17 protein-coding genes are annotated in these 19466 nt (G+C 72.2%); 16 read left to right on the top strand and 1 reads right to left on the bottom strand.

From position 1 onward, the window contains the following. Positions 1–93 precede the first annotated feature (93 nt). The 3 genes from ACFYPG_RS03320 to ACFYPG_RS03310 all read left to right on the top strand — a co-directional run bounded on the left by ACFYPG_RS03320 (position 94) and on the right by ACFYPG_RS03310 (position 3401). Positions 94–1293: a low temperature requirement protein A gene (locus ACFYPG_RS03320; RefSeq protein ID WP_387349974.1), complete on the top strand. Its 1200-nt coding sequence runs from the start codon at positions 94–96 to the stop codon at positions 1291–1293. A gap of 158 nt (positions 1294–1451) precedes the next feature. Continuing rightward, the gene (locus tag ACFYPG_RS03315) at positions 1452–2348 is read left to right on the top strand and encodes an acetyltransferase (protein ID WP_355006101.1); all 897 of its coding nucleotides are present in this window, start codon (positions 1452–1454) and stop codon (positions 2346–2348) included. Between the two features lie 75 nt (positions 2349–2423). Then, positions 2424–3401: an alpha/beta hydrolase gene (locus ACFYPG_RS03310; RefSeq protein ID WP_387349971.1), complete on the top strand. Its 978-nt coding sequence runs from the start codon at positions 2424–2426 to the stop codon at positions 3399–3401. A gap of 200 nt (positions 3402–3601) precedes the next feature. Here the strand turns inward: ACFYPG_RS03310 and ACFYPG_RS03305 are convergent, their stop codons facing one another. Next, positions 3602–4690, bottom strand: a complete 1089-nt coding sequence (locus tag ACFYPG_RS03305; protein WP_357201758.1) for an aldo/keto reductase — start codon at positions 4688–4690, stop codon at positions 3602–3604. A 140-nt stretch (positions 4691–4830) separates the two neighbouring features. Between ACFYPG_RS03305 and ACFYPG_RS03300 the strand changes: the two genes are divergently transcribed. The 13 genes from ACFYPG_RS03300 to ACFYPG_RS03240 all read left to right on the top strand — a co-directional run bounded on the left by ACFYPG_RS03300 (position 4831) and on the right by ACFYPG_RS03240 (position 19408). Beyond that, positions 4831–5436: a TetR/AcrR family transcriptional regulator gene (locus ACFYPG_RS03300; protein ID WP_387349969.1), complete on the top strand. Its 606-nt coding sequence runs from the start codon at positions 4831–4833 to the stop codon at positions 5434–5436. 59 nt (positions 5437–5495) lie between these two features. Then, positions 5496–5675, top strand: a complete 180-nt coding sequence (locus ACFYPG_RS03295; RefSeq protein WP_355010248.1) for a hypothetical protein — start codon at positions 5496–5498, stop codon at positions 5673–5675. A gap of 207 nt (positions 5676–5882) precedes the next feature. Then, positions 5883–7499 carry an ABC-F family ATP-binding cassette domain-containing protein gene (locus tag ACFYPG_RS03290; protein WP_387349967.1) on the top strand — a complete coding sequence of 539 codons (1617 nt, stop codon included), beginning with the start codon at positions 5883–5885 and terminating at the stop codon, positions 7497–7499. A gap of 297 nt (positions 7500–7796) precedes the next feature. Beyond that, a complete protein-coding gene (locus ACFYPG_RS03285; RefSeq protein WP_387349965.1) occupies positions 7797–8888 on the top strand; it encodes a LacI family DNA-binding transcriptional regulator in 1092 nt (363 codons plus the stop codon). After that, entirely contained in the window at positions 8885–9820 is a 936-nt protein-coding gene (locus ACFYPG_RS03280) for a sugar ABC transporter permease (protein WP_355010245.1), read from the top strand. Before ACFYPG_RS03285 ends, ACFYPG_RS03280 begins: the two co-directional genes overlap by 4 nt. A gap of 1 nt (position 9821) precedes the next feature. Further along, a complete protein-coding gene (locus ACFYPG_RS03275) occupies positions 9822–10661 on the top strand; it encodes a carbohydrate ABC transporter permease (RefSeq protein WP_387349964.1) in 840 nt (279 codons plus the stop codon). Positions 10662–10697: 36 nt separating this feature from the next. Beyond that, complete coding sequence (locus ACFYPG_RS03270; protein ID WP_387349963.1) at positions 10698–11990, top strand: ABC transporter substrate-binding protein; 1293 nt, start codon at positions 10698–10700, stop codon at positions 11988–11990. Between the two features lie 4 nt (positions 11991–11994). Beyond that, the gene (locus ACFYPG_RS03265; protein ID WP_355010243.1) at positions 11995–13164 is read left to right on the top strand and encodes an ADP-ribosylglycohydrolase family protein; all 1170 of its coding nucleotides are present in this window, start codon (positions 11995–11997) and stop codon (positions 13162–13164) included. Next, a complete protein-coding gene (locus tag ACFYPG_RS03260) occupies positions 13161–14522 on the top strand; it encodes an ADP-ribosylglycohydrolase family protein (RefSeq protein WP_387349961.1) in 1362 nt (453 codons plus the stop codon). The genes ACFYPG_RS03265 and ACFYPG_RS03260 overlap by 4 nt, the downstream gene beginning before the upstream one ends. Further along, positions 14519–15457: a ribokinase gene (locus tag ACFYPG_RS03255; RefSeq protein ID WP_387349959.1), complete on the top strand. Its 939-nt coding sequence runs from the start codon at positions 14519–14521 to the stop codon at positions 15455–15457. Before ACFYPG_RS03260 ends, ACFYPG_RS03255 begins: the two co-directional genes overlap by 4 nt. After that, positions 15454–17403 (top strand): SUMF1/EgtB/PvdO family nonheme iron enzyme, encoded by a 1950-nt coding sequence (locus tag ACFYPG_RS03250; RefSeq protein WP_387349957.1) that lies wholly within the window; start codon positions 15454–15456, stop codon positions 17401–17403. The genes ACFYPG_RS03255 and ACFYPG_RS03250 overlap by 4 nt, the downstream gene beginning before the upstream one ends. Further along, positions 17400–18587 carry a CaiB/BaiF CoA transferase family protein gene (locus ACFYPG_RS03245; RefSeq protein ID WP_387349956.1) on the top strand — a complete coding sequence of 396 codons (1188 nt, stop codon included), beginning with the start codon at positions 17400–17402 and terminating at the stop codon, positions 18585–18587. The genes ACFYPG_RS03250 and ACFYPG_RS03245 overlap by 4 nt, the downstream gene beginning before the upstream one ends. Next, positions 18587–19408 (top strand): HpcH/HpaI aldolase/citrate lyase family protein, encoded by an 822-nt coding sequence (locus ACFYPG_RS03240; protein WP_387349954.1) that lies wholly within the window; start codon positions 18587–18589, stop codon positions 19406–19408. Before ACFYPG_RS03245 ends, ACFYPG_RS03240 begins: the two co-directional genes overlap by 1 nt. The last annotated feature ends 58 nt before the right edge of the window (positions 19409–19466 follow it).

Here is a 19466-nt window from a genome sequence, read left to right as displayed (position 1 = left end):
GAGGGAGGCTCGGGGACGATGGCAGGCCATCAGGGTCACCAGCATGGGGTGCCCGTGCCGGCGGCCCTGGCCGGCTGAGCTGTCCCGCCGTCCGTGCTGAGGCGCGCCGAGCTCTTCCGTGGCCTCGGGGACAGCAGGAGCCCGAACTCGGCGACCGTCCTGGAACTGCTGTTCGACATCGTCTACGTCTTCGCGCTGGCCCGCCTCGCCGGGCGGGTCGCGGACGACCTGACCATCGTCCGGCACACCCTGCTGTCCGAGGCGGGCCAGACCGTCCTGTTCTTCGCGGCGTTGTGGATGATCTGGTCACTCAACGCCCTGCTGTCCAGCACCTACGACCCTCGCCGTCCCGAAATCCAGGCATTCCTGCTGGTGACGATGTTCGGCACCCTGGTGCTGGCGGTCACGTTGCCGCAAGCGTTCGGGCAACGTGGCGTGATCTTCGCCTGCACCTACGTGGTCATCCAGGTCGGCCGACCGCTCTTTCTGGCGTTCGCCCTGCGGGGCCACGCGGTGCACACGTTCTCGCTCCGGGTGCTGACCTGGCACGTGGCGTCCGGCGTGCTCTGGATCAGCGGTGGCATCAGCGGGGGCCTCGGTCGAGGCATCTTCTGGACCATCGCGCTCGCCATCGAGATGATCGGCGCAGCCACCACCTACCCGCTGCCCCGGATGGGCGGGCCGCAGCTCACCAGCCTGGGAGTCAGCGTCTCGCAGGCGCACCTCGCCGAGCGGTACAACCAGTTCTTCATGATCGCTCTCGCCGAGGTGGTGCTCGAAGCCGGCGCCGCGGTCAGTTACCCCGGCTTCTCGACCGGGGGAACCATCGCCCTCATCGCCTCGTTCGTGGCGGTCGTCTCGTTCTGGCGGATCTACTTCTACCACGTCAGATCCGGCCACGCCTCGACCCCGAGCGGGGAGGGGATCCAGCTGTCGCGGTGGGCGAGCTACAGCCTGCTGTTGATCGTCGGTGGCATCATCTGCACCGCCGTCGGTTTCGGTCAGGTCATCGAGGATCCGCACCCGCCGATCGACTGGGCTCTGGTGGTCATCATCTTCGGCGGCCCGGTGCTGTTCCTGATCGGGCGGAGCACCCTGGAGCGGGAGGACCGTACCGCGCCGAGGTGTCGGGCGTTGTACTTCGGCGTGGTGGCGCTGATCCTGGCGGCCCCGCCGATGGTGCTGCTCCCGCCGATCGCCGTGGCGGCCGTCGCGGCCGTGATCCTGGCCGGCATCACCGTGTACGACCAGCGTGCCCACAAGCGTGGGTCGGAGACCAACCCGACGTTGTGACGATCCGTTGCGGGCTGTCGACCCCTGCGCGTATGGTCGTCGGGCACGCCGTCGAGCTGGAAGGAGGTCAGAACAATGTCCGATGTTCTGCGCCCCCTCCGCGCTCCGGCGTCCGCGCGGATCTGATCCGGGGCGCGCGCTTCCCGGAGGACCAACCCATGACTGATCTGGTCATCCGTCCGCTCGTCGCGGGCGAGGAAAACCTGTTCGACTCCATGCCTGATCCGCTGCCCCAACTGCGCCAGGTCGCGTACGCCGACGGGATCGCCGGTGGCGGCTACCGTCCCGAGAACACCTGGGTCGCGCTGCGCGCCGGCCGGGTGGTCGGTCGGGCCGCCTGGGTCCTTCCGCCGGGTGCCGTCGGTGCCCCGTGGTTGGAACGGTTCGACCTGGACGCCGAGCCGGAGGTGGGCGCCGAGCTTCTGCGCGCCGCCCACGAGGCGCTGGGCGGTCCCGGTCTGTACTACGCCGCGCTGCCGGCGCACTGGCGGCGTCGACCCGAGGTGCTGGCCGTGGTGCGGGCGCCCATGGAGGCCGCTCGCCTCGCCGGGCTGGTCGAGCGGGGGGAGCGACTCCGCTGCTCCTGGACTGGCACACCCCTGCCGGCGTCCTCCGGTCGGTACGACTTCCGCCCGCCCGTCGATGCGGCGGAGATCGATGCCCTGGTCGCCAGGATCGCCGAGCCGGACGTGCTGACCGGCGTCGAGATCGCGCGGGTGGTCGGCGGCGTCGACCTGGCCACCGACCCGCTGGCCTGGCTGGGCGACAACACCGGGCAATGGCGCGTCGCGGTGGACGCCGGTGAGCCGGTGGGCCTGGCCGGTACGGCCGGAGACGCCTGCTACCCCCTGCTCGCCTATCTCGGCCTGCTCGACGAGGCGGCCCGGCCCGAGCTGCTGGCCGAGGCGGTCCGGGTGCTGTCCGCCGGCGGTGCCCGCGAGGTCATCGCCGACGTGGACTCGCACCGGGTGGCGGTACTGGCGGAGTTGGAGCGGACCGGCTTTCGACAGTTGCGCACCCGGGTCGTCTTCGCGCCGCCGAACAGCAAGGAATAGCTGACCGGGTGCGCCCGGTCACCCGGGCGCACCCCCTCAGCCGGCGTCGAACGCGTCCCCTGTCAGCATCTGACCATGCCGGAGATCATCGCGCTCCTCGTCGGCGGGTTGGCGCTCGTCGTGGCGGCGGTCGCCGGGCTCTACCTCTGGCCGGTGGGCCGCAGTGGGTTACGGGTCGCGCCGGCCCGACCGCTCGACTTCGACACGGCCACCCGTGCCGCCGCGGCCATCATCGCCGCCGAGACGGCCGATCCGGAGGTGCGACCGGAGTCGCGCAGTCGCCTGCTGAGCCACGGTTCCCGTACCGGCCGGGCCGTGCTGCTCTTGCACGGGTACACCCTCGCGCCCGAGCAGTACGAACGGCTGGCCGAGGAGTTCTTCGACAATGGGTACAACGTCTGGGTTCCCCGGGCGCCCCGGCACGGGACCGTCGACCGGCGGGCCCACCACCGGGTCGAGGCCGGTGAGCTGACGACGTACGCCGCGCAGGGGTGGGCCGTCGCGGCGGCCCTGGGAGACGAGGTCGGCGTCGTGGGCATCTCCGGGGGCGCCGTGCTGGCCGCCTGGCTGGCCCAGGTGCCGGGAAACGTCGTACGGCATCTGCTGTTGCTGTCGCCGTTCTTTGCTCCGAATCCGCGACAGGCGCCGGCCTACGCGGTGAAACCGCTCATCACGCTGTACGGGCGTCGCGTTCTGCGGGATCGCGTCACGTCGCGGGGATACTCCCTCGCCGCCGTCACCCAGTACCTGACGATCGCGCGCACACTGCCGAAGCCGCCGCGGCGGACCGGTCTGCGGAGCGCGGCGGTCGCGATCAGCCCCCTCGACGGCGTGGTGGACCTCAGGGCGGCGGTCGACGTGCCGCGCCGTATCGCCGACGCGAACGCGATACCACTGCGGGTGTGCACCCTGCCGGAGACGTTGGGCGTCGAACACAACACCCTCAACCTCGCCGCCCTCGGCGCTGAGGGCGACGAGCTGCGCCGGCTGTACGTGGCGCTCTACGAGGGTGCACCAGCACCAGAACCAGACCCCACACCAACCCACCGCTAAATCCCCCGCCCCCGCCCCGCCTGCCCCGCCTGCCCCGCCCCGCCCCGCCCCGCCCGCCCCGCCCTGCCCCGCCTGCCCCGCCGATCTTGCACTTGCGGTTGTCGACATGAGTGGGACGCCCCTTATGTCGGGACAGCAAGTGCAAGATCGGCGGGGCAGGGGGTAGGGGGTAGGGGCAGGGGCAGGGGTCGTGCGAGGTTCTACTTGGCGTTGAACACCGGCGGGGCGTAGCCGGCCGGCTTGTCGCCGATGCCGAGGCCGGGGCTCACCACCCAGGACTGGTACTGCGGGGTGAACATCACGTAGGGCACCCCGAGTTGCGGAGCGCTGGCCTCGTCGAGACGGCGACGCGCGTCGGCCGGGATTTCGAAGTCGAGCGCCTCGAAGTTGCTGCCGATCTGCTCGGCGCTGCTCGCGCCGATGATCACCGAGGCCACTGCGGGTTGGGTGGCGACCCAGTTGATCGCGACCTGGGCCATGCTGCGGCCCAGTTCGGTAGCGACACTCTCCAGGGCGTCGATGACCTGCCACTCGCTGGCGCTGACCTCGCGGCCGCCGGTGTCGGGATTGGTCAACCGGCCGGTCCCGCTCAGGCCGTCGCCGCTGCGGCGGTACTTGCCGCTGAGCAGGCCGCTGGCGATCGGGCTCCACGCGGTGAGCCCCATGCCCATGGTCTGGGCCATCGCCACGTACTCCGCCTCGATGTCGCGGCTGACCAGGGAGTACGGCAGTTGCAGATTGATCATCGGGGCCAGGCCGTGCGCCTCGGCGTAGCTCTGCGCCCGGGTGGCATACCAGGCCGGTACGTCGGAGAGGCCGGCGTACCGGATCTTGCCGGCGCGCACCAGGTCGTCGAGAGTGTGCACGACCTCCTCGACGGGCGTGATCCGGTCCCAGGTGTGCAGCAGGTACAGGTCGATGTAGTCGGTGCCCAGTCGGCTCAGCGACGCCTCGACGGCCCGCATGATGTGCTTACGGCCGTTGCCGCTCGCGTTCGGGTCGCTCGGGTCGACGGTGTTGGTGAACTTGCTGGTGAGCACGAGCCGTTCGCGCACGCCGGCCCGCTCGATCAGCCGGCCGAGGATCTTTTCGCTCTCGCCGGCTGTGTAGAAGTCAGCCGTGTCAATGAAGTTGCCGCCCGATTCCAGATACCGGCGGAAGATCGGCTCGGCCTCCTCCTCGGTCTTGCCGTACGCGGCGTGGAACCCGTCGACGCCGAAGTTCATGGTGCCCAGCGCCAGCCGGCTCACCCGCAGACCGGACCGCCCGAGCAGGTAGTAGTGGTTCATCGTTGTGTCCTCCCGATCACGTGGCGGCCCCGAGCGGACCGTTTTCCAGACCTTTGCTCGGCAAAATTGGACCTGCAAGTCCAAAAGCCGAGCTAGGGTCAGTCGGGCATGCACGAGGGGCAAGCGGTGCGGGAGGTCTCATGACAAGGGCGCTGACCCGCAAGGGTGAGGCCACCCGGGCGCGGATCGTCGCCGGCGCCGCCGCCGAGATCCGTGAGCGCGGCGTGGACGAGGTACGCCTCGAGGATGTGATGGCCCACACCGGCACCAGCAAGGGTCAACTCTTCCACTACTTCCCGGACGGGAAGGAAGAACTGCTGCTGGCGGTGGCCCAGCACGAGGCCGACCAGGTCCTGCTCGACCAGGAGCCGATGCTCAGCAACCTGACGTCCTGGCCGGCCTGGCTGGCGTGGCGCGACCTACTGATCGAGCGCTACCGGGCGCAGGGGGTGAAATGCCCGCTCAACGGTCTGCTCGGCCAGACCGGGCGGCGGGCGCCGGGCGCGCAGGCGATCGTGACCGGGCTCATGTGGCGCTGGCAGAACGCGATCGCCGACGGCGTCCGGCACATGCAGTCGACCGGGGACATCTCCGCGGACGTGGACGCCGACCGCGCCGCCGCGGCGCTGCTCGCCGGCATCCAGGGCGGCGTACTCCTGCTGCTCTCCACCGGAAAGACCGACCACCTGGAAGCGGCCCTCGACCTCACCATCGACTCCCTGCGGGCAGGTGCCCGGACGGCCTGATCGTGTCAGGATCTGCCCGTCCGGCCGTGCCGGTCGCGGTCGGAGAAGGGCGGTCGATCATGTCGGCAGGAATGGCGGCGTCACTGGTGGGCGGCGGGGTCGTGCTCTGCGCTGGCCTGCTGCTGGTGATCATCGCCGTGCTGGGGCGTCGCGCTCGGGCCGGGCGACTGGCGGGCCGATACACGTCCCGGCGGGGAAACTCATCGGACAACAGCTCGTCGAGCACGGGCGGGAGCTGAGCCGGAGCCGGCACGGTTATTCTTGCGCCCGAGTTCTGGGAGATCGGAGCAGACGTGGCAGGTGACGACGACATCTCCGGGTGAGCACCCGGACCGGCCGCCGACGGGCGCGTGATCGCGCCTCCGTCGCCGCGGCCGCCGTCGTCATGTCCTGCTTCCGCCGGGGTGCCGGTGTGCGCCCCGGATCGTCGTCATCCGAGGTTCCCCATGTCTGTTCGACCTGCCCTCACCGCCCATGACCTCGTGCGGATCCGCGGCGACCGCCAGGTGCTCGACGGCGTCTCCCTGACCGCCGCGCCCGGCGACCGGATCGGCCTGATCGGTGAGAACGGCACCGGCAAGACGACCCTGTTGCGGGTCCTGGCCGGCGTCGACGTACCCGACTCCGGCACCGTCACTCGTCCACCGGACGTCGGCTTCCTGCACCAGGAACTGCCGTTGCGGGCATCCGCCACCATCGCCGCCGTCCTCGACGACGCGCTGCGCGAGGCTCGCGCCGACCTCGCCGAGCTGGACCGGATTGGCGTGGCGCTCGCCGACGCGCCGGAGGGCGCCGAGCAGCACGACCGGCTGCTGGCCGCGTACGGCGAGGTGCTGGAACGGGCGCAGGACCGCGACGCCTGGGACGCCGACCGGCGTGCCCGCACGGTCCTCGACGGCCTCGGTCTCGGCGGGCTGCCCCACGACCGAATGCTGGGCGCGCTCTCCGGTGGGCAACGTGGCCGGCTCGCCCTCGCGGCGACGTTGATCCGCCGGCCGAGCGCGCTGCTGCTCGACGAGCCCACCAACCATCTCGACGACGCGGCGGCGGCGTTCTGCGAGGACCAGCTCCGTGCCATGCCGGGGGTGGTCGTGGTGGCCAGTCATGACCGGGCCTTCCTGGACGCGGTCTGCACCGATCTCATCGACCTGGACCCGGCGGCCGACGGGCCGGTCCGCTTCGGCGGCGGCTACACGGCGTACCTGACGGCGAAGCGCGCCGAGGCGCAACGGTGGCGGCGGCGCTACGACGACGAGCAGGCGCTCCTCGCCGACCTGCGCGAGGCCGCCGCCGTGACCGGGCACCAGGTCGCTCACGGACGGGGCCCGCGCGACAGCGAGAAGATGGGGTACGGGCACACCGCCGGCCGCGTTCAGAACCAGATCTCCCGGCGCGTCCGCGACGCCGTCCGTCGACTGGAGACGATCGAGCGCGACCCCGTTCCGGTGCCGTCGGAGCCGTTGCGCTTTCACGCGACGGCGCTCACCGTCGGCGACAGTGACGGCGTGATCGTCACGGCGGACCGGCTGGAGGTTCCCGGCCGACTGCGGGTGGCGCACCTGGAGCTCAGGTCCCGCGACCGGTTGTTGGTGACCGGCCCCAACGGCGCTGGCAAGTCGACCCTGCTCGCCGTGCTCGCCGGCCGGCTGACCGGTGCCGGAATGCTCTGGCGACGACCGGAGCTGCGGGTCGGCCTGCTCAGCCAGGACAGCGTCTTCCCGGATGCGCGGCGGACGGCCCGGCAGGTCTTCGAGGCGGCCGTCGGGATGGAACGGGCCGCTGCCGTACCGCTGTCGTCCCTCGGGTTGCTCGCCCCGGCGGACCTCGACCACCCGGTGGCCGACCTGTCGGTCGGACAACGCCGTCGGCTCGCCCTCGCGGTGCTCGTCGCCGATCCGCCGGAGCTGCTCCTGCTCGACGAGCCCACCAACCATCTCTCGCCGACGCTCTGCGACGAGTTGGAGGACGCGCTGGGCACCGGCCCGGGTGCCATCGTCGTGGCCAGCCACGACCGCAGACTCCGCTCCCGCTGGCCCGGCCCAGAGCTCCGCCTCCCCACCTGAACCCACCCCACCCCCACCCCACCCCCACCCCCACCCCACCCCCACCCCACCCCCACCCCTCCCGCACCCCACCCCCCGGAACTGTTGATCATGAAGTTATCGCCACGACACGCCGCTGCGCAGGGCAATAACTCCATGATCAACGCGGCGGGGTGGGAGGTGCGGTGCGGGGTGGGGCGCGGTGGGGCGCGGGGGTGCGGGGTTGGAAACGTTTTCGTAACGGGCTCTTGACCTCTCCGCCACTTGCGGAGCAGACTCCCCGGAAACGTTTACAGCTATCGGGTGGAGGTGCCGAACGTGGGTCGTAAACGTTTACAGGAATCGGCGGACGGCCGGCCCACGGTGCACACCGTCGCCGCCCGCGCCGGCGTCTCCATCGCGTCCGCCTCGCGGGTGCTCAACGGTGTCGGCGGCAGCCCCGAGACGATCCGCAAGGTTCGTGAGGCGGCGGCCGAGGTGGGCTACGTGCCCAACGCGATCGCCCGGTCGTTGCAGTCCCAGCGCACCGGTCTGATCGCGCTCGCGGTGGAGGACATCGGCAACCCGGTCTACGTGGAGATGATGCGGGCCATCGAGGCCGTGGTCGCGTCCTCCGGGCGGCAACTGCTGGTGCACGCCACCGGCGGGCGGATCGACAACGAGACCGCTCTGCTGCGACGACTGGCCAACCGCTACGTGGACGGCATGATCGTCTCGCCGATCCGGGTCACCGACGACCACCTCACCGCGCTGGTGGACAGTCCGGTGCCGGTGGTGGTCGTCGGCCAGCTCGGCGAGGACGCTCCGATCGACAACGTGCGTACCGACTCGCGCCACGGTGTGGCGCTTGCCGTGGACCACCTCGTCGCCACCGGCCGACGGCGGATCGGTTTCGTCAACGGCCCGCTCGACACCGTTCCGGGCGCCGCCCGCGACGCCGGATTCCGGGCCGCCCTGACCCGACACGGCATCCCGCTCGACGCCGACCTGATCGAGGTCGGCGACTTCCAGTACGCGGCCGGCCGCGCCGCCACCGAGCGACTGCTCGCCCGCGCCGACCCGGACGCCCTGGTCTGCGCCAACGACCTCATCGCGGTCGGCGCGCTGCACGCCCTGCTGGTCGCCGGCCGTCGGGTGCCGCAGGACGTCGCCCTGGTCGGCATGGACGACACCGAACTGGCCCGGATGATGTTTCCCCAGCTCTCCAGCGTCTCGCTCGGCTCGGCCGAGCGTGGTCGCCGAGCCGCCGAACTGCTCCTGCACCGCATTGCCGACGCCACATTGCCGCCGCGCCGCGAGCAGGTGCCGCCGAGTCTCGTCGTTCGCGCGTCCAGCGCCGCGACAGTGCCGGTCCCTCGACCCGCCGGCCCACCCACCACCCACCCGTCCAGCGAAGGGGTGACCGCATGACCACCCTGACCGAGCGGCCGGACGTCGAACGGGCCGAGCCGGCCCGCCGGCGCAACCGGTTCCGCTCCGACCGCACCACCATCTACCTTCTCCTGCTGCCGTCGCTGCTGCCGATCCTGGTGCTGTCGGTGTTTCCCCTGCTGCGCGGCATCTACCTCGGCTTCACCGACGCCCGCGCCGGTCGCAACGTCGAGGTCAGCTTCACCGGCCTGGCCAACTACCGGGACCTCCTCGGCGACGAGCTGTTCTGGAACTCGTTCAAGATCGGTCTTCTCTGGGCGGTCGGGGTGACTGTGTTGCAGTTCCTGCTCGCCCTCGGGCTGGCGCTGCTGCTCAACCAGCAACTGCGGTTCCGAGGTGTGGCGCGGGTGCTGGCCGTCGTGCCCTGGGCGATGCCGCCCGTCGTCGTCGGCATCCTGTGGAAGCTCGTCTACCACCCCGACGCCGGCCTGATCAACGAGTTCTTCCACCGCGTCGGCGCCGACGGACTGCGGACGAACTGGCTGGGCGACTTCAGCACCGCACTGCCCGCGGTGATCATCGTCGGGGTCTGGGCGGGGATGCCGCAGACCACTGTGGTCCTGCTCGCCGGTCTGCAGGGTGTGGGTCGCGAGCTGCACGAGGCGGCGGCGGTGGACGGGGCCAGCACCTGGCACCGGTTCCGGCACGTCACGCTGCCCGCGCTGGCGCCGGTGATCGTGGCGATCACCTCGCTGGACTTCATCTGGAACTTCAACTCGTTCGGCCTGGTCTACGTGCTCACCGCCGGTGGGCCGGGCGGCAAGACGATGCTGCCGATGCTCTTCGCGTACGAAGAGGCGTTCCGCTACGGCAACTACGGCTACGCGGCGGCCCTCGGCAACGTCATGGTCGTGATCATCATCGCGCTGCTCGCGGTCTATCTCCGTCGCCGGCTCAGGGAGGCGAACTGACATGTTCGGAAAACCGAGCCGCACGAGCCGGACGCTGCATTACCTGGCGCTCGCCGGCTACCTGATCTTCCTCGGGTTCCCGCTGGTCTGGCTGCTCTCCACGGCGTTCAAACCGCCGCGCGAACTGGTGCGCCTGCACCCGACGTTGATCCCGGACAACCCGACACTGCAGAACTTCGTGCAGGCGTTCACCGAACAGGAGCTGGGCCGGGCGGCGCTCAACAGCCTCCAGGTCTCCCTCGCCTCGGCGGTCCTGACCGTGCTGGTCGCCATGCCGGCGTCGTACGCGTTGGCCCGGTTCCGCTCCAAGCTCGGCACCGCCGCGCTGGGCTGGGTGCTGCTGTCCCAGCTCTTCCCGTTCGTACTGCTGATCATCCCGATCTTCCTGGTGCTGCGGCAGGTCGGTCTGGCCAACACGCACGCCGGGCTGGTGCTGATCTACGTGGTCTGGGCGCTGCCGTTCGCGCTGTGGATGTTGCAGGGCTTCGTCCGCAACATCCCGAGGGAGCTGGAGGAGGCCGCGTCGGTCGACGGCGCAACCCGGGTGCAGGTGCTGCGGCGGGTGGTCTTCCCGCTGCTCGCTCCGGGCCTGGTCGCGACCGCGCTGTTCTCCTTCATCTCGGCCTGGAACGAGTTCTTCTTCGCACTGGTGCTGATCAAGACCCCGGAGCTGGCCACCCTGCCGGTGGCGCTGGCCCGGTTCGTCGGCATCGAGGGCACCGCCCGGCTGGGTCCCCTGGCCGCCGGTTCACTGCTGGCCACGCTGCCCAGCCTGATCTTCTTCGCGTTCATGCAGCGCCGGCTCTCGTCCGGGTCGCTCGCGGGCGCGGTCAAGGGCTGAACCGTCCCCCCAACCACCACCAAGGAGGTACCCCCCATGCTTCGTACCCGATTCCGCCGACTCGCGGCGGGCGCCGCGGTCGCGGTCGTCGGCCTCGGCGCGCTCACCGCGTGCGGCTCCGGCGGCGACGACGAGGCCGCGTCCGGCCCGGCCAAGCTGCGTTTCCTCAGCCTCGCCTGGCAGAAGGAGTCGCTCCAGGTCAACAAGGACCTGGTCGCCAAGTGGAACGCCGAGCACCCGGACATCCAGGTCGAGTACGTCCAGGGTGACTGGAACTCGGTGCACGACCAGCTGCTCACCTCCTTCGAGGGCGGCGACGCGCCGGACATCGTGCACTACGAGGCGTCCTCGATCGGGGAGTTCAGCAAGCAGGGCTACCTGGCCGACCTCTCCGACCTGGTTTCCGACGACCTGAAGGGGCAGATCGACAAGGGCATCTGGGACACCGCCACCGTCGACGGCAAGGTCACCGGCGTGCCGTTCCTGCTGGAGTCGCAGGTCGTCATCGCCAACAAGAAGCTGCTCGACGCCGCAGGTGTCGCGGTGCCGCCGGCCGACGGCGGCTGGACCTGGGACGAGTTCCAGAGCAACGCGCAGAAGCTCACCAAGCCCGGCCAGTACGGCGCGGCGTGGGCGTTGAAGTCGCCGACCAACCGGGTGCTCAACCTGGCGCTCAACTACGACGGCAAGTTCTTCTACGGCGACGGTGGGCGCACCGAGGTCAAGGTCGGCGACGCGGAGAAGGAAATTCCGAAGCGGATCCACGACATGCTCTACACCGCCAAGTCCGCCTCGCCGGAGGCGCTCGGCATGAGCGGCGCGGACACCCTGCCCGGCTTCTTCGGCGGCAAGTACGCGATGCTGCCCGGCTCGGTGTCGCTGCGCCAGCAGATGGTCGAGCAGGCGCCGGCCGGCTTCGAGTGGGTCACCCTGCCCCCGATCAAGGGACTCTCCACCAAGCAGGCCGCCAACCCGCAGACGCTGTCGATCTCCGAGGACAGCAAGCACAAGAAGCAGGCCGCGCAGTTCCTGGAGTACTTCCTCAACCCGACGAACATGGCCGCCCTGGCCAAGGGCGACTGGCTGGTGCCGACCGGCAAGCAGGCCAACGAGCAACTGGTCAAGCTCACCGAAGGCAAGCAGGGCTGGGACGTCGCCGCGGACAGCGCCGCGGACCTGACCGTCGCCCCGTTCCAGCAGGCCGACGGCTACCCGGAGTGGAAGACCAAGTACGCCACCCCGGCCCTCCAGCAGTACTTCGCCAACAAGATCACCCTCGATCAGCTCGGCACGCAGCTGGTCGACGGTGGCAAGCAGGTTCTGAGGTAACGACATGTCACTCTTGCTCGACACATCGGTTGGTTGCCTGGTCGGCGCCGCTGTCGGAGACGCCCTGGGTGGCGCCACCGAGACGGCGCTGCCCGAGCAGATCCGTGCCCGCTTCGGCGGCTGGGTCGAGGGCATCGTGCCCCCGTACCACGCCGACTGGGCCACCGCGCGACCCCTCGCGCCCTACCACAAGGGCGACGGGCACCTCACCGACGACACGTTGATGACCCACGCCCTGGTCCGCGCGTACGCGGCCAAACGGGACCACCTCGATGCCTTCGACGTGGTGGACCTGCTGGTTCCCGACCTGATCGAGCGGGTGGTGTACATCCCCGACCTGGAGCGCGACGGGGTGACCTTCCACCGGCTCGCCGCCGCCGAACGCTGGCTGGTCACCCGACTGCACCACGCCCACGCGGACCCCCGCGAGGCCGGGGTCGGCAACATCGTCAACTGTGGCGCGGCCATGTACATGGCGCCTGTCGGCATCGTCAACGCGGGCGACCCGGCCGGGGCGTACGCCGAGGCGGTGGAGATCGCCGGCGCGCACCAGCACAGCTACGGGCGGGAGGCCGCCGCCGTGTTCGCGGCCTCGGTCGCGGCGGCCGCGACCCCCGGCGCGAGCGTCGAGGACGTCGTCGCGGCGGCGCTGGACCTGGCCCGCGACGGCACCCGCGCGGCCATCGACGCGGTGGTCAAGGAAGCTCGCGGCCACCACGACTGGAAGCAGGCCATCCCGGCGCTGCGGGCCGCGGTCGCCCCCTACGACACGGTGGGGGAGGAGTACCGCAGCCCCGGCCTCGGCGCGCGGCGGCCCAGTCGCCTGCACGCCATCGAGGAGCTGCCGGTGGCTCTCGGCATGCTCGTGGTGGCGGGCGGTGACTTCCGGGCCGCGGTGCTCGGCTCGGTCAACTACGGCCGGGACGCCGACTCCACCGCCACCATGGCCGCCGCCATCGCCGGGGCGCTCGGTGGCGCCGACGCGGTGCCGGCGGAATGGTCCGACGTGGTCGCCACCGCCTCCAAGACCGACCTGGTGGAACCGGCCCGGGTTCTCGCGACGGTGGCCGGCGAGGTCTTCGAGCGCGACCAGGCCCGCTTCGCCCGCCGGGCGGAGCGGTTCGCCGGGCTGGCCGCCGGTGCCACCCGGGGGGTTGGGGGCGAGACCCGGTGAGGATCACCTGGGTTCAGCCGGAGGACCTGCTGCCGCACGAGCTGGCTGCCAGCCGGGACGAGGGGCGTGACGTCGCCGCGATCGCTCAGCGGTGGGCGGCGGCCGGCGGGGACCTGACCCCACCGGTCAGCGGGGCGTCGGTGAACCCGGCCTCGCCGGAGCTGCGGGCCCTCGCCACGGAGCTGCTGGACGCCGCCGACGCGGTGCCCGCCGTCGACACCACTGACGAGGCCGACGACCTGACCTCGCTGCGGGCCGGGTGGCCGACCACCTGGTCGCTGCCGACCGAGGCGGCGTACGACCGGCTGCACGGCGGGTGGCTCGGCCGGGCGGTCGGCTGCCTGCTCGGCAAGCCGGTGGAGAAGATCCCCCGCGAGGGCATCCGGGAGATCCTCACCGCTACCGACCGGTGGCCACTGCGCGACTGGTTCACCGCGAAAGGGCTCCCGGCCGACGTTGCCGCCCGCTGGCCGTGGAACCGGCGCAGCGCGCCGACCAGCCTCGCCGAGAACATCGACGGGATGCCCGAGGACGACGACCTGAACTACGCGTTGCTGGCCCTGCGCGTGCTGGAGACGCACGGTCGGGGCTTCACCAGCGATGACGTGGCGCAGGCGTGGCTGGACTGGCTGCCCGGCGGGCGGGTCTTCACCGCCGAGCGGGTGGCCTACCGCAACCTGCTGCTCGGATACCCGCCGCCGCAGAGCGCCCGCCGGCACAACCCGTTCCGGGAGTGGATCGGCGCGCAGATCCGCACCGACGTGTACGGCTGGGTCAACCCCGGCCGGCCGGACCGCGCCGCCGAACTGGCGGTACGCGACGCGACGGTCAGCCACGTCCGGGGAGGGGTGCACGGCGCGCTCTGGGCTGCGGCCCTGTCGGCAGCCGCGCCGGTGGCCGACACCATGGACGAGGTGCTGGACGCCGCCGAGGCGGTGCTGCCGCCGAACAGCAGGTTCGCCGCCACGGTCCGAGAGGCGCGCGCCCTCGGCGCGGGCACCGACGACTGGGAACGCGTCGTCGACGAGCTGTACGCACGACACGGCCACCTGCACTGGGTGCACGTCCGCAACAACGCGGCGCTGGTGGCCGCCGCCCTGGCGTACGGGCGGGGGGACCTGGAACGGTCGATCACCGCCGTGGTCAGTGGTGGCTGGGACACCGACTCGACCGGCGCGACGGTCGGCGCGGTGACCGGAGCGCTCACCGGCGCGTCCGGGTTGCCGCAGCGCTGGGTCGCCCCGCTGCGCAACCGGCTGGCCAGCAGCATCGCCGGCTTCGACGGGATCGGCTTCGACGAGCTGGCCGAGCGGACCCTCGCCCTGGCACAGCCGGCGACGGAACGGAGCGTGGTATGAGCGCGCGGGTGGCGGTGGTGGGCAGCAGCAACCTGGACCTGGTGGTCACGGCGTCGCGGCTGCCCCGCCCCGGTGAGACGGTGCTCGGCGAGAACTTCCGGACCGTACCCGGCGGTAAGGGCGCCAACCAGGCCGTCGCCGCAGCCCGGGCCGGTGCGGCCTGCGACTTCGTGGGAGCGGTGGGCGACGACGAGTTCGGTACCCGGATGCGGGCGAGTCTCGTCGACGCCGGCGTGGACGTCCGTGGTCTGCGGACCGCAGCCGGCCCCTCCGGTGTCGCGTTGATCGCCGTCGACCGGGACGCGGAGAACTTCATCCTGGTCGCGCCCGGCGCCAACGGAACGCTGACCGAGCTGGACGCGGACGACCGGGCGACGATCACGGCGGCCGAGGTGCTGCTGCTGCAACTGGAAGTGCCGCTGAGCGCCGTGCTCCAGGCGGCGAGCTGGGCCCGGGCCGACGGCACCACTGTGGTGCTGAACGCCGCGCCCGCCGCCGCGCTGCCCGCCGTCCTGCTCGACCTGGTCGACGTGCTGGTGGTCAACGAGCACGAGGCGGCGGTCGTTGCCGAGGTCGCCTCCGACGACCCGCCGGTGCTGCTCGACGCCCTGCTGAAGCTGGTGCCCCGGGTGGTCCTCACCCTCGGCGCGCGCGGGGCCGCGTACGCCGATCGACACGGCCTGCGTCTCGCGGTCCCGGCGCCGCAGATCGACGCTGTGGACACCACAGCCGCCGGTGACGCGTTCACCGGCGCGCTCGCCGTGAGCTGGGCCGAACGCGGCGGCGCCAGCAGCGAGGACACCGTCACCGCCAGCCTGCGCTGGGCCTGCGCCGCCGGCGCGGCCTGTGCCCAGCGGCCCGGAGCGTCCACCGCCCTGCCCGACCGGCCGGCCATCGACGCCCTCTACGACGCGACCTACCGAGGTGCACCGTGAGCTTCAACCCGTACGTCCCGCGCCCGATCGACCGGCCGACCGAGGTGCCGTTGGGCGGGCACGCCGACCTGAGCGCCCTGGACGAGGCGAAGATCTTCGCCGCCCCCGCCGACCCGGCCGACTGGCCGGCCTGGCGGGAACAGATCGCCCGGTGGCGGGTCGACGCCCGGGACCGGATCGGCTACGTCGGCGAGCACTACGACGAGATCGCCGGTGACTGCTTCAGCGTCTGCCTGGCCTGGCTCTGGGACGAGACGCTCTACGACCACGAACGCGGTGTTTTCACCGTCGACGAGTTCCTCGACGCGGCCGGGCGGGACGTCGGCGGTTTCGACGGGGTGGTGCTCTGGCACGCGTACCCGGTCATCGGCCTCGACGACCGCAACCAGTTCGACTGGTACCGGGACGTGCCGGAGCTACCCGATGTGGTGCGCGCGTTCCAGCAGCGTGGGGTGCGGGTCTTCGTCGACTACAACCCGTGGGACACCGGCACCCGGCGCGAGGTGGGCAGTGACGCCGAGGAGGTCGCCACGCTGGCCGGCAAGCTCGGCGTCGACGGGGTCTTCCTGGACACCCTCAAGGAGGGCGCCGGGGAGCTGCGCACCGCGCTGGACGCGGTTCGCCCCGGCATGGTTTTGGAGGGCGAGAGCCGGGTGCCGCTGGCCCGCATCGCCGACCACGCCATGTCCTGGGCGCAGTGGTTCGCCGACTCCGAGGTGCCCGGCGTGCTGCGGGCCAAGTGGTTCGAGCGACGGCACGTGCTGCACCACACCCGGCGCTGGCACCGCGACCACCTCGACGAGCTGCACTCCGCCTGGCTCAACGGCGTCGGCGTGCTGGTCTGGGAAAGCGTCTTCGGCGTCTGGGTCGGCTGGAACGAGCGCGACCGAGCGGTGCTGCGGGCGATGCGCCGGGTGCAGAGCAGCCACGCGGCGTGGTTGCGCGCCGAGGACTGGGTGCCGCTCGCCGACCACCCCGGTGACGGCCAGGTGTACGCGTCCCGCTGGACGCACGACGACGAGCCGCTGTGGACGGTGGTGAACCGGGGCGCTGACCACGACGGCCCGTGGCTGGTCACCGACCCGAGCGCTGGCCGACACTTCGTCGACCTGGTCACCGGTGCCGCGTTGACCGTCACTGAGACCGCCGACGGTCGACTGGCGGTGGGCGGCCCGCTCCCGGCCGGCGCGATCGCGGCCGTGGCGCGCGGACCCGCCTCCGCGCACCGGCACGAGCCGCCGACCGGCGACCCGTCCTTCCCGGCCCGCGCCGCGGTGCGCGTCCGTACGCCCTGGGCGCCCCGACCGCAGGTGCCGCCGGGCCTGGTCGCCGTCGAGGGCGGCCGGCACGACCTGGTCGTACGGCACCGGGTACGGGAGACCGGGCTGTACGGCGAAGCGCCCTACGTCGACGAGTGGAAGCCCCTGCCGCCCCGGCTGCACCACCCCGGCACGCTGCGGCGCAGTGTGCGGCTCGGCCGGTTCGCCATCGCCGTGCACGAGGTCACCCACGGCGAGTACGCCGAGTTCCTGCGCGCCGCCGGCTACGTTCCGGTGCGCCCGGAGCGGTTCACCGCCGGCTCCGGTCCGGCCGACGCCCCGGTGACCGGGGTCGAGCTGGCCGACGCGCGGGCGTACGCCGCGTGGGCCGGGCTGCGACTGCCCACCGAGGACGAGTGGCAGGTCGCCGCCGAGGCGGGGCTGATCGTACGGCGGGAACCGCTGGTGTGGAACCTGACCGAGAGCGAGCACTCCGACGGTCGTACCCGCTTCGCCATCCTCAAGGGCGGCGCCCAGTACCGGGCGCAGGGCTCCGACTGGTACCTCGACGGCGGCCCGCAACCGGCGGACGTGTCGGTGAAGCTGCTGCTCACCGGCGCCGGCCTCGCCCGCTCCGAACAGGTCGGCTTCCGTTGTGCGGCCGACCTGCCGGAGGTGACCCGGTGACCGCGCCACTGGACGGCGTCAAGGTCGTCGACCTGGCCACCCTCTTCGCCGGGCCGCTCGCGGCGGCGTTCCTCGGTGACTTCGGCGCCGACGTGATCAAGGTGGAGCATCCGGCCAAGCCGGACCCGTCGCGGGGGCACGGCCCGGCCCGCGACGGTGTCGGGCTCTGGTGGAAGGTGCTCGGCCGCAACAAGCGCACCGTCACCCTCAACCTCTCCGACCCGGACGGCGCCGCGTTGCTGCGTCGACTGCTCGCCGACGCCGACGTGCTGGTGGAGAACTTCCGCCCCGGAACACTGGAGCGGTGGGGGCTCGGGCCGGCCGAGCTGCACGCCGTCAACCCCCGGCTGGTGATCACCCGAATCAGTGGGTTCGGGCAGGTCGGCCCGTACGCCCGACGGCCCGGCTTCGGCACCCTCGCCGAGGCGATGAGCGGTTTCGCCGCGGCCACCGGGGAACCGGACGGGCCGCCCACGCTGCCCCCGTTCGGGCTGGCCGACTCGGTGAGCGCGCTCGCCGCCGCGTACGCGGTGATGCTCGCCCTGCGGGCCCGCGACGTCACCGGCGCCGGGCAGGTGGTCGACCTCGCCATCATCGAGCCGATCATGGCGATGCTCGGGCCGCAGGTCACCTGGTACGACCAGCTCGGCTACATCCAGCCCCGGCTGGGCAACCGGTCCAACAACAACGCCCCGCGCAACACCTACCGCTGCGCCGACGGGCGCTGGGTGGCGGTCTCCACCAGCGCGCAGAGCATCGCCGAGCGGGTGCTGCGACTGGTCGGCCGCGGCGAGCTGATCGACGAGCCGTGGTTCGCCACCGGCAGCGGGCGGGCCGCCCACGCCGACGAGTTGGACGCGGCGGTGAGCGCCTGGGTGTCGCAACGGGACCGCGACGAGGTGGTGGCCGCGTTCGAGGAGGCCCAAGCTGCGGTCGCCCCCGTCTACGACGTGCGCGACATCCTCGCCGACCCGCAGTACGCCGCGCTGGGCACCGTGCGCACCGTGCCGGACGAGGAGCTGGGCGAGGTGCGGATGCAGAACGTGCCGTTCCGCCTGACCGAGACGCCCGGCGAGATCCGGCACGCTGGCCGGCGGCACGGCCAGGACACCGACACGGTCTTCAGCGCGCTCGGCCTGAGCGCCGAGGAGTTGGCCGCGCTGCGCGAGCGGGGGGTGCTCTGATGCTGTTGAGCTGGCTCTACGTACCCGGCGACCGCCCGGACCGGTTCGCCAAGGCGGTCGCCTCCGGTGCCGACGCGGTCATCCTCGACCTTGAGGACGCCGTCGTCGCCGGACGCAAGGCGTACGCCCGGGACGCCGTCGCCGAGTTCCTCACCGGGGCGCACCCGGTGCCCGTGCAGGTCCGGGTCAACGAGCTGACCGGCCCGGACCTCGATGCCGACCTCGCGGCGGTGGCCGGCCGGCCCGGGTTGGCCGGGCTGCGGCTGCCGAAGGTCGAGTCGGCCGCGTCGCTGGCGGCCCTCGCCGAGCGGGTCGACGTGCCCCTGCACCCGCTGATCGAGTCGGCGGCCGGGCTGGAGGCCGCGTACCCGATCGCCGCCGCTCACCCGGCGGTGGCCTCGATCGGGCTCGGTGAGGCCGACCTGCGCTCGGATCTGGGGGTGAGCGACGACGACGGGCTGCTCTGGGCGCGCGGCCGGGTGGTGGTCGCGGCCCGCGCGGCCGGTCTGGCCCCGCCGGCCATGTCGGTGTACGCCGACGTCGTCGACCTCGCCGGTCTGGCCGCCTCCTGCGCGGCGGGCCGACGGCTCGGCTTCCTCGGCCGTGCGGCGATCCACCCACGCCAGCTCCCGGTGATCGTCGACGCGTTTCGCCCGGCCGATCGGGAGGTGGCCCGCGCCGCGGAGCTGCTGGCCGCCGTGGCGGACGCGCACCAGCGGGATTCGGGGACCGTGGTGCTGCCCGACGGCCGCTTCGCCGACCGGGCGATGGTGGCCGCCGCCCGGCGCGTCGTCGACCTCGCCGCCCGCTACGCCGCCTGAGCCGCGCCGGCCGATCTTTCAAGTCGTCGGTCGCGGGTGGGGCCAGCCAGCGTCGACC

This window comes from Micromonospora sp. NPDC005553 (genome assembly GCF_042871765.1).
Classification (GTDB): domain Bacteria; phylum Actinomycetota; class Actinomycetes; order Mycobacteriales; family Micromonosporaceae; genus Micromonospora.
Note: the sequence above shows the minus strand (reverse complement) of the source record. Positions and strands in the feature narration are given on the sequence as shown.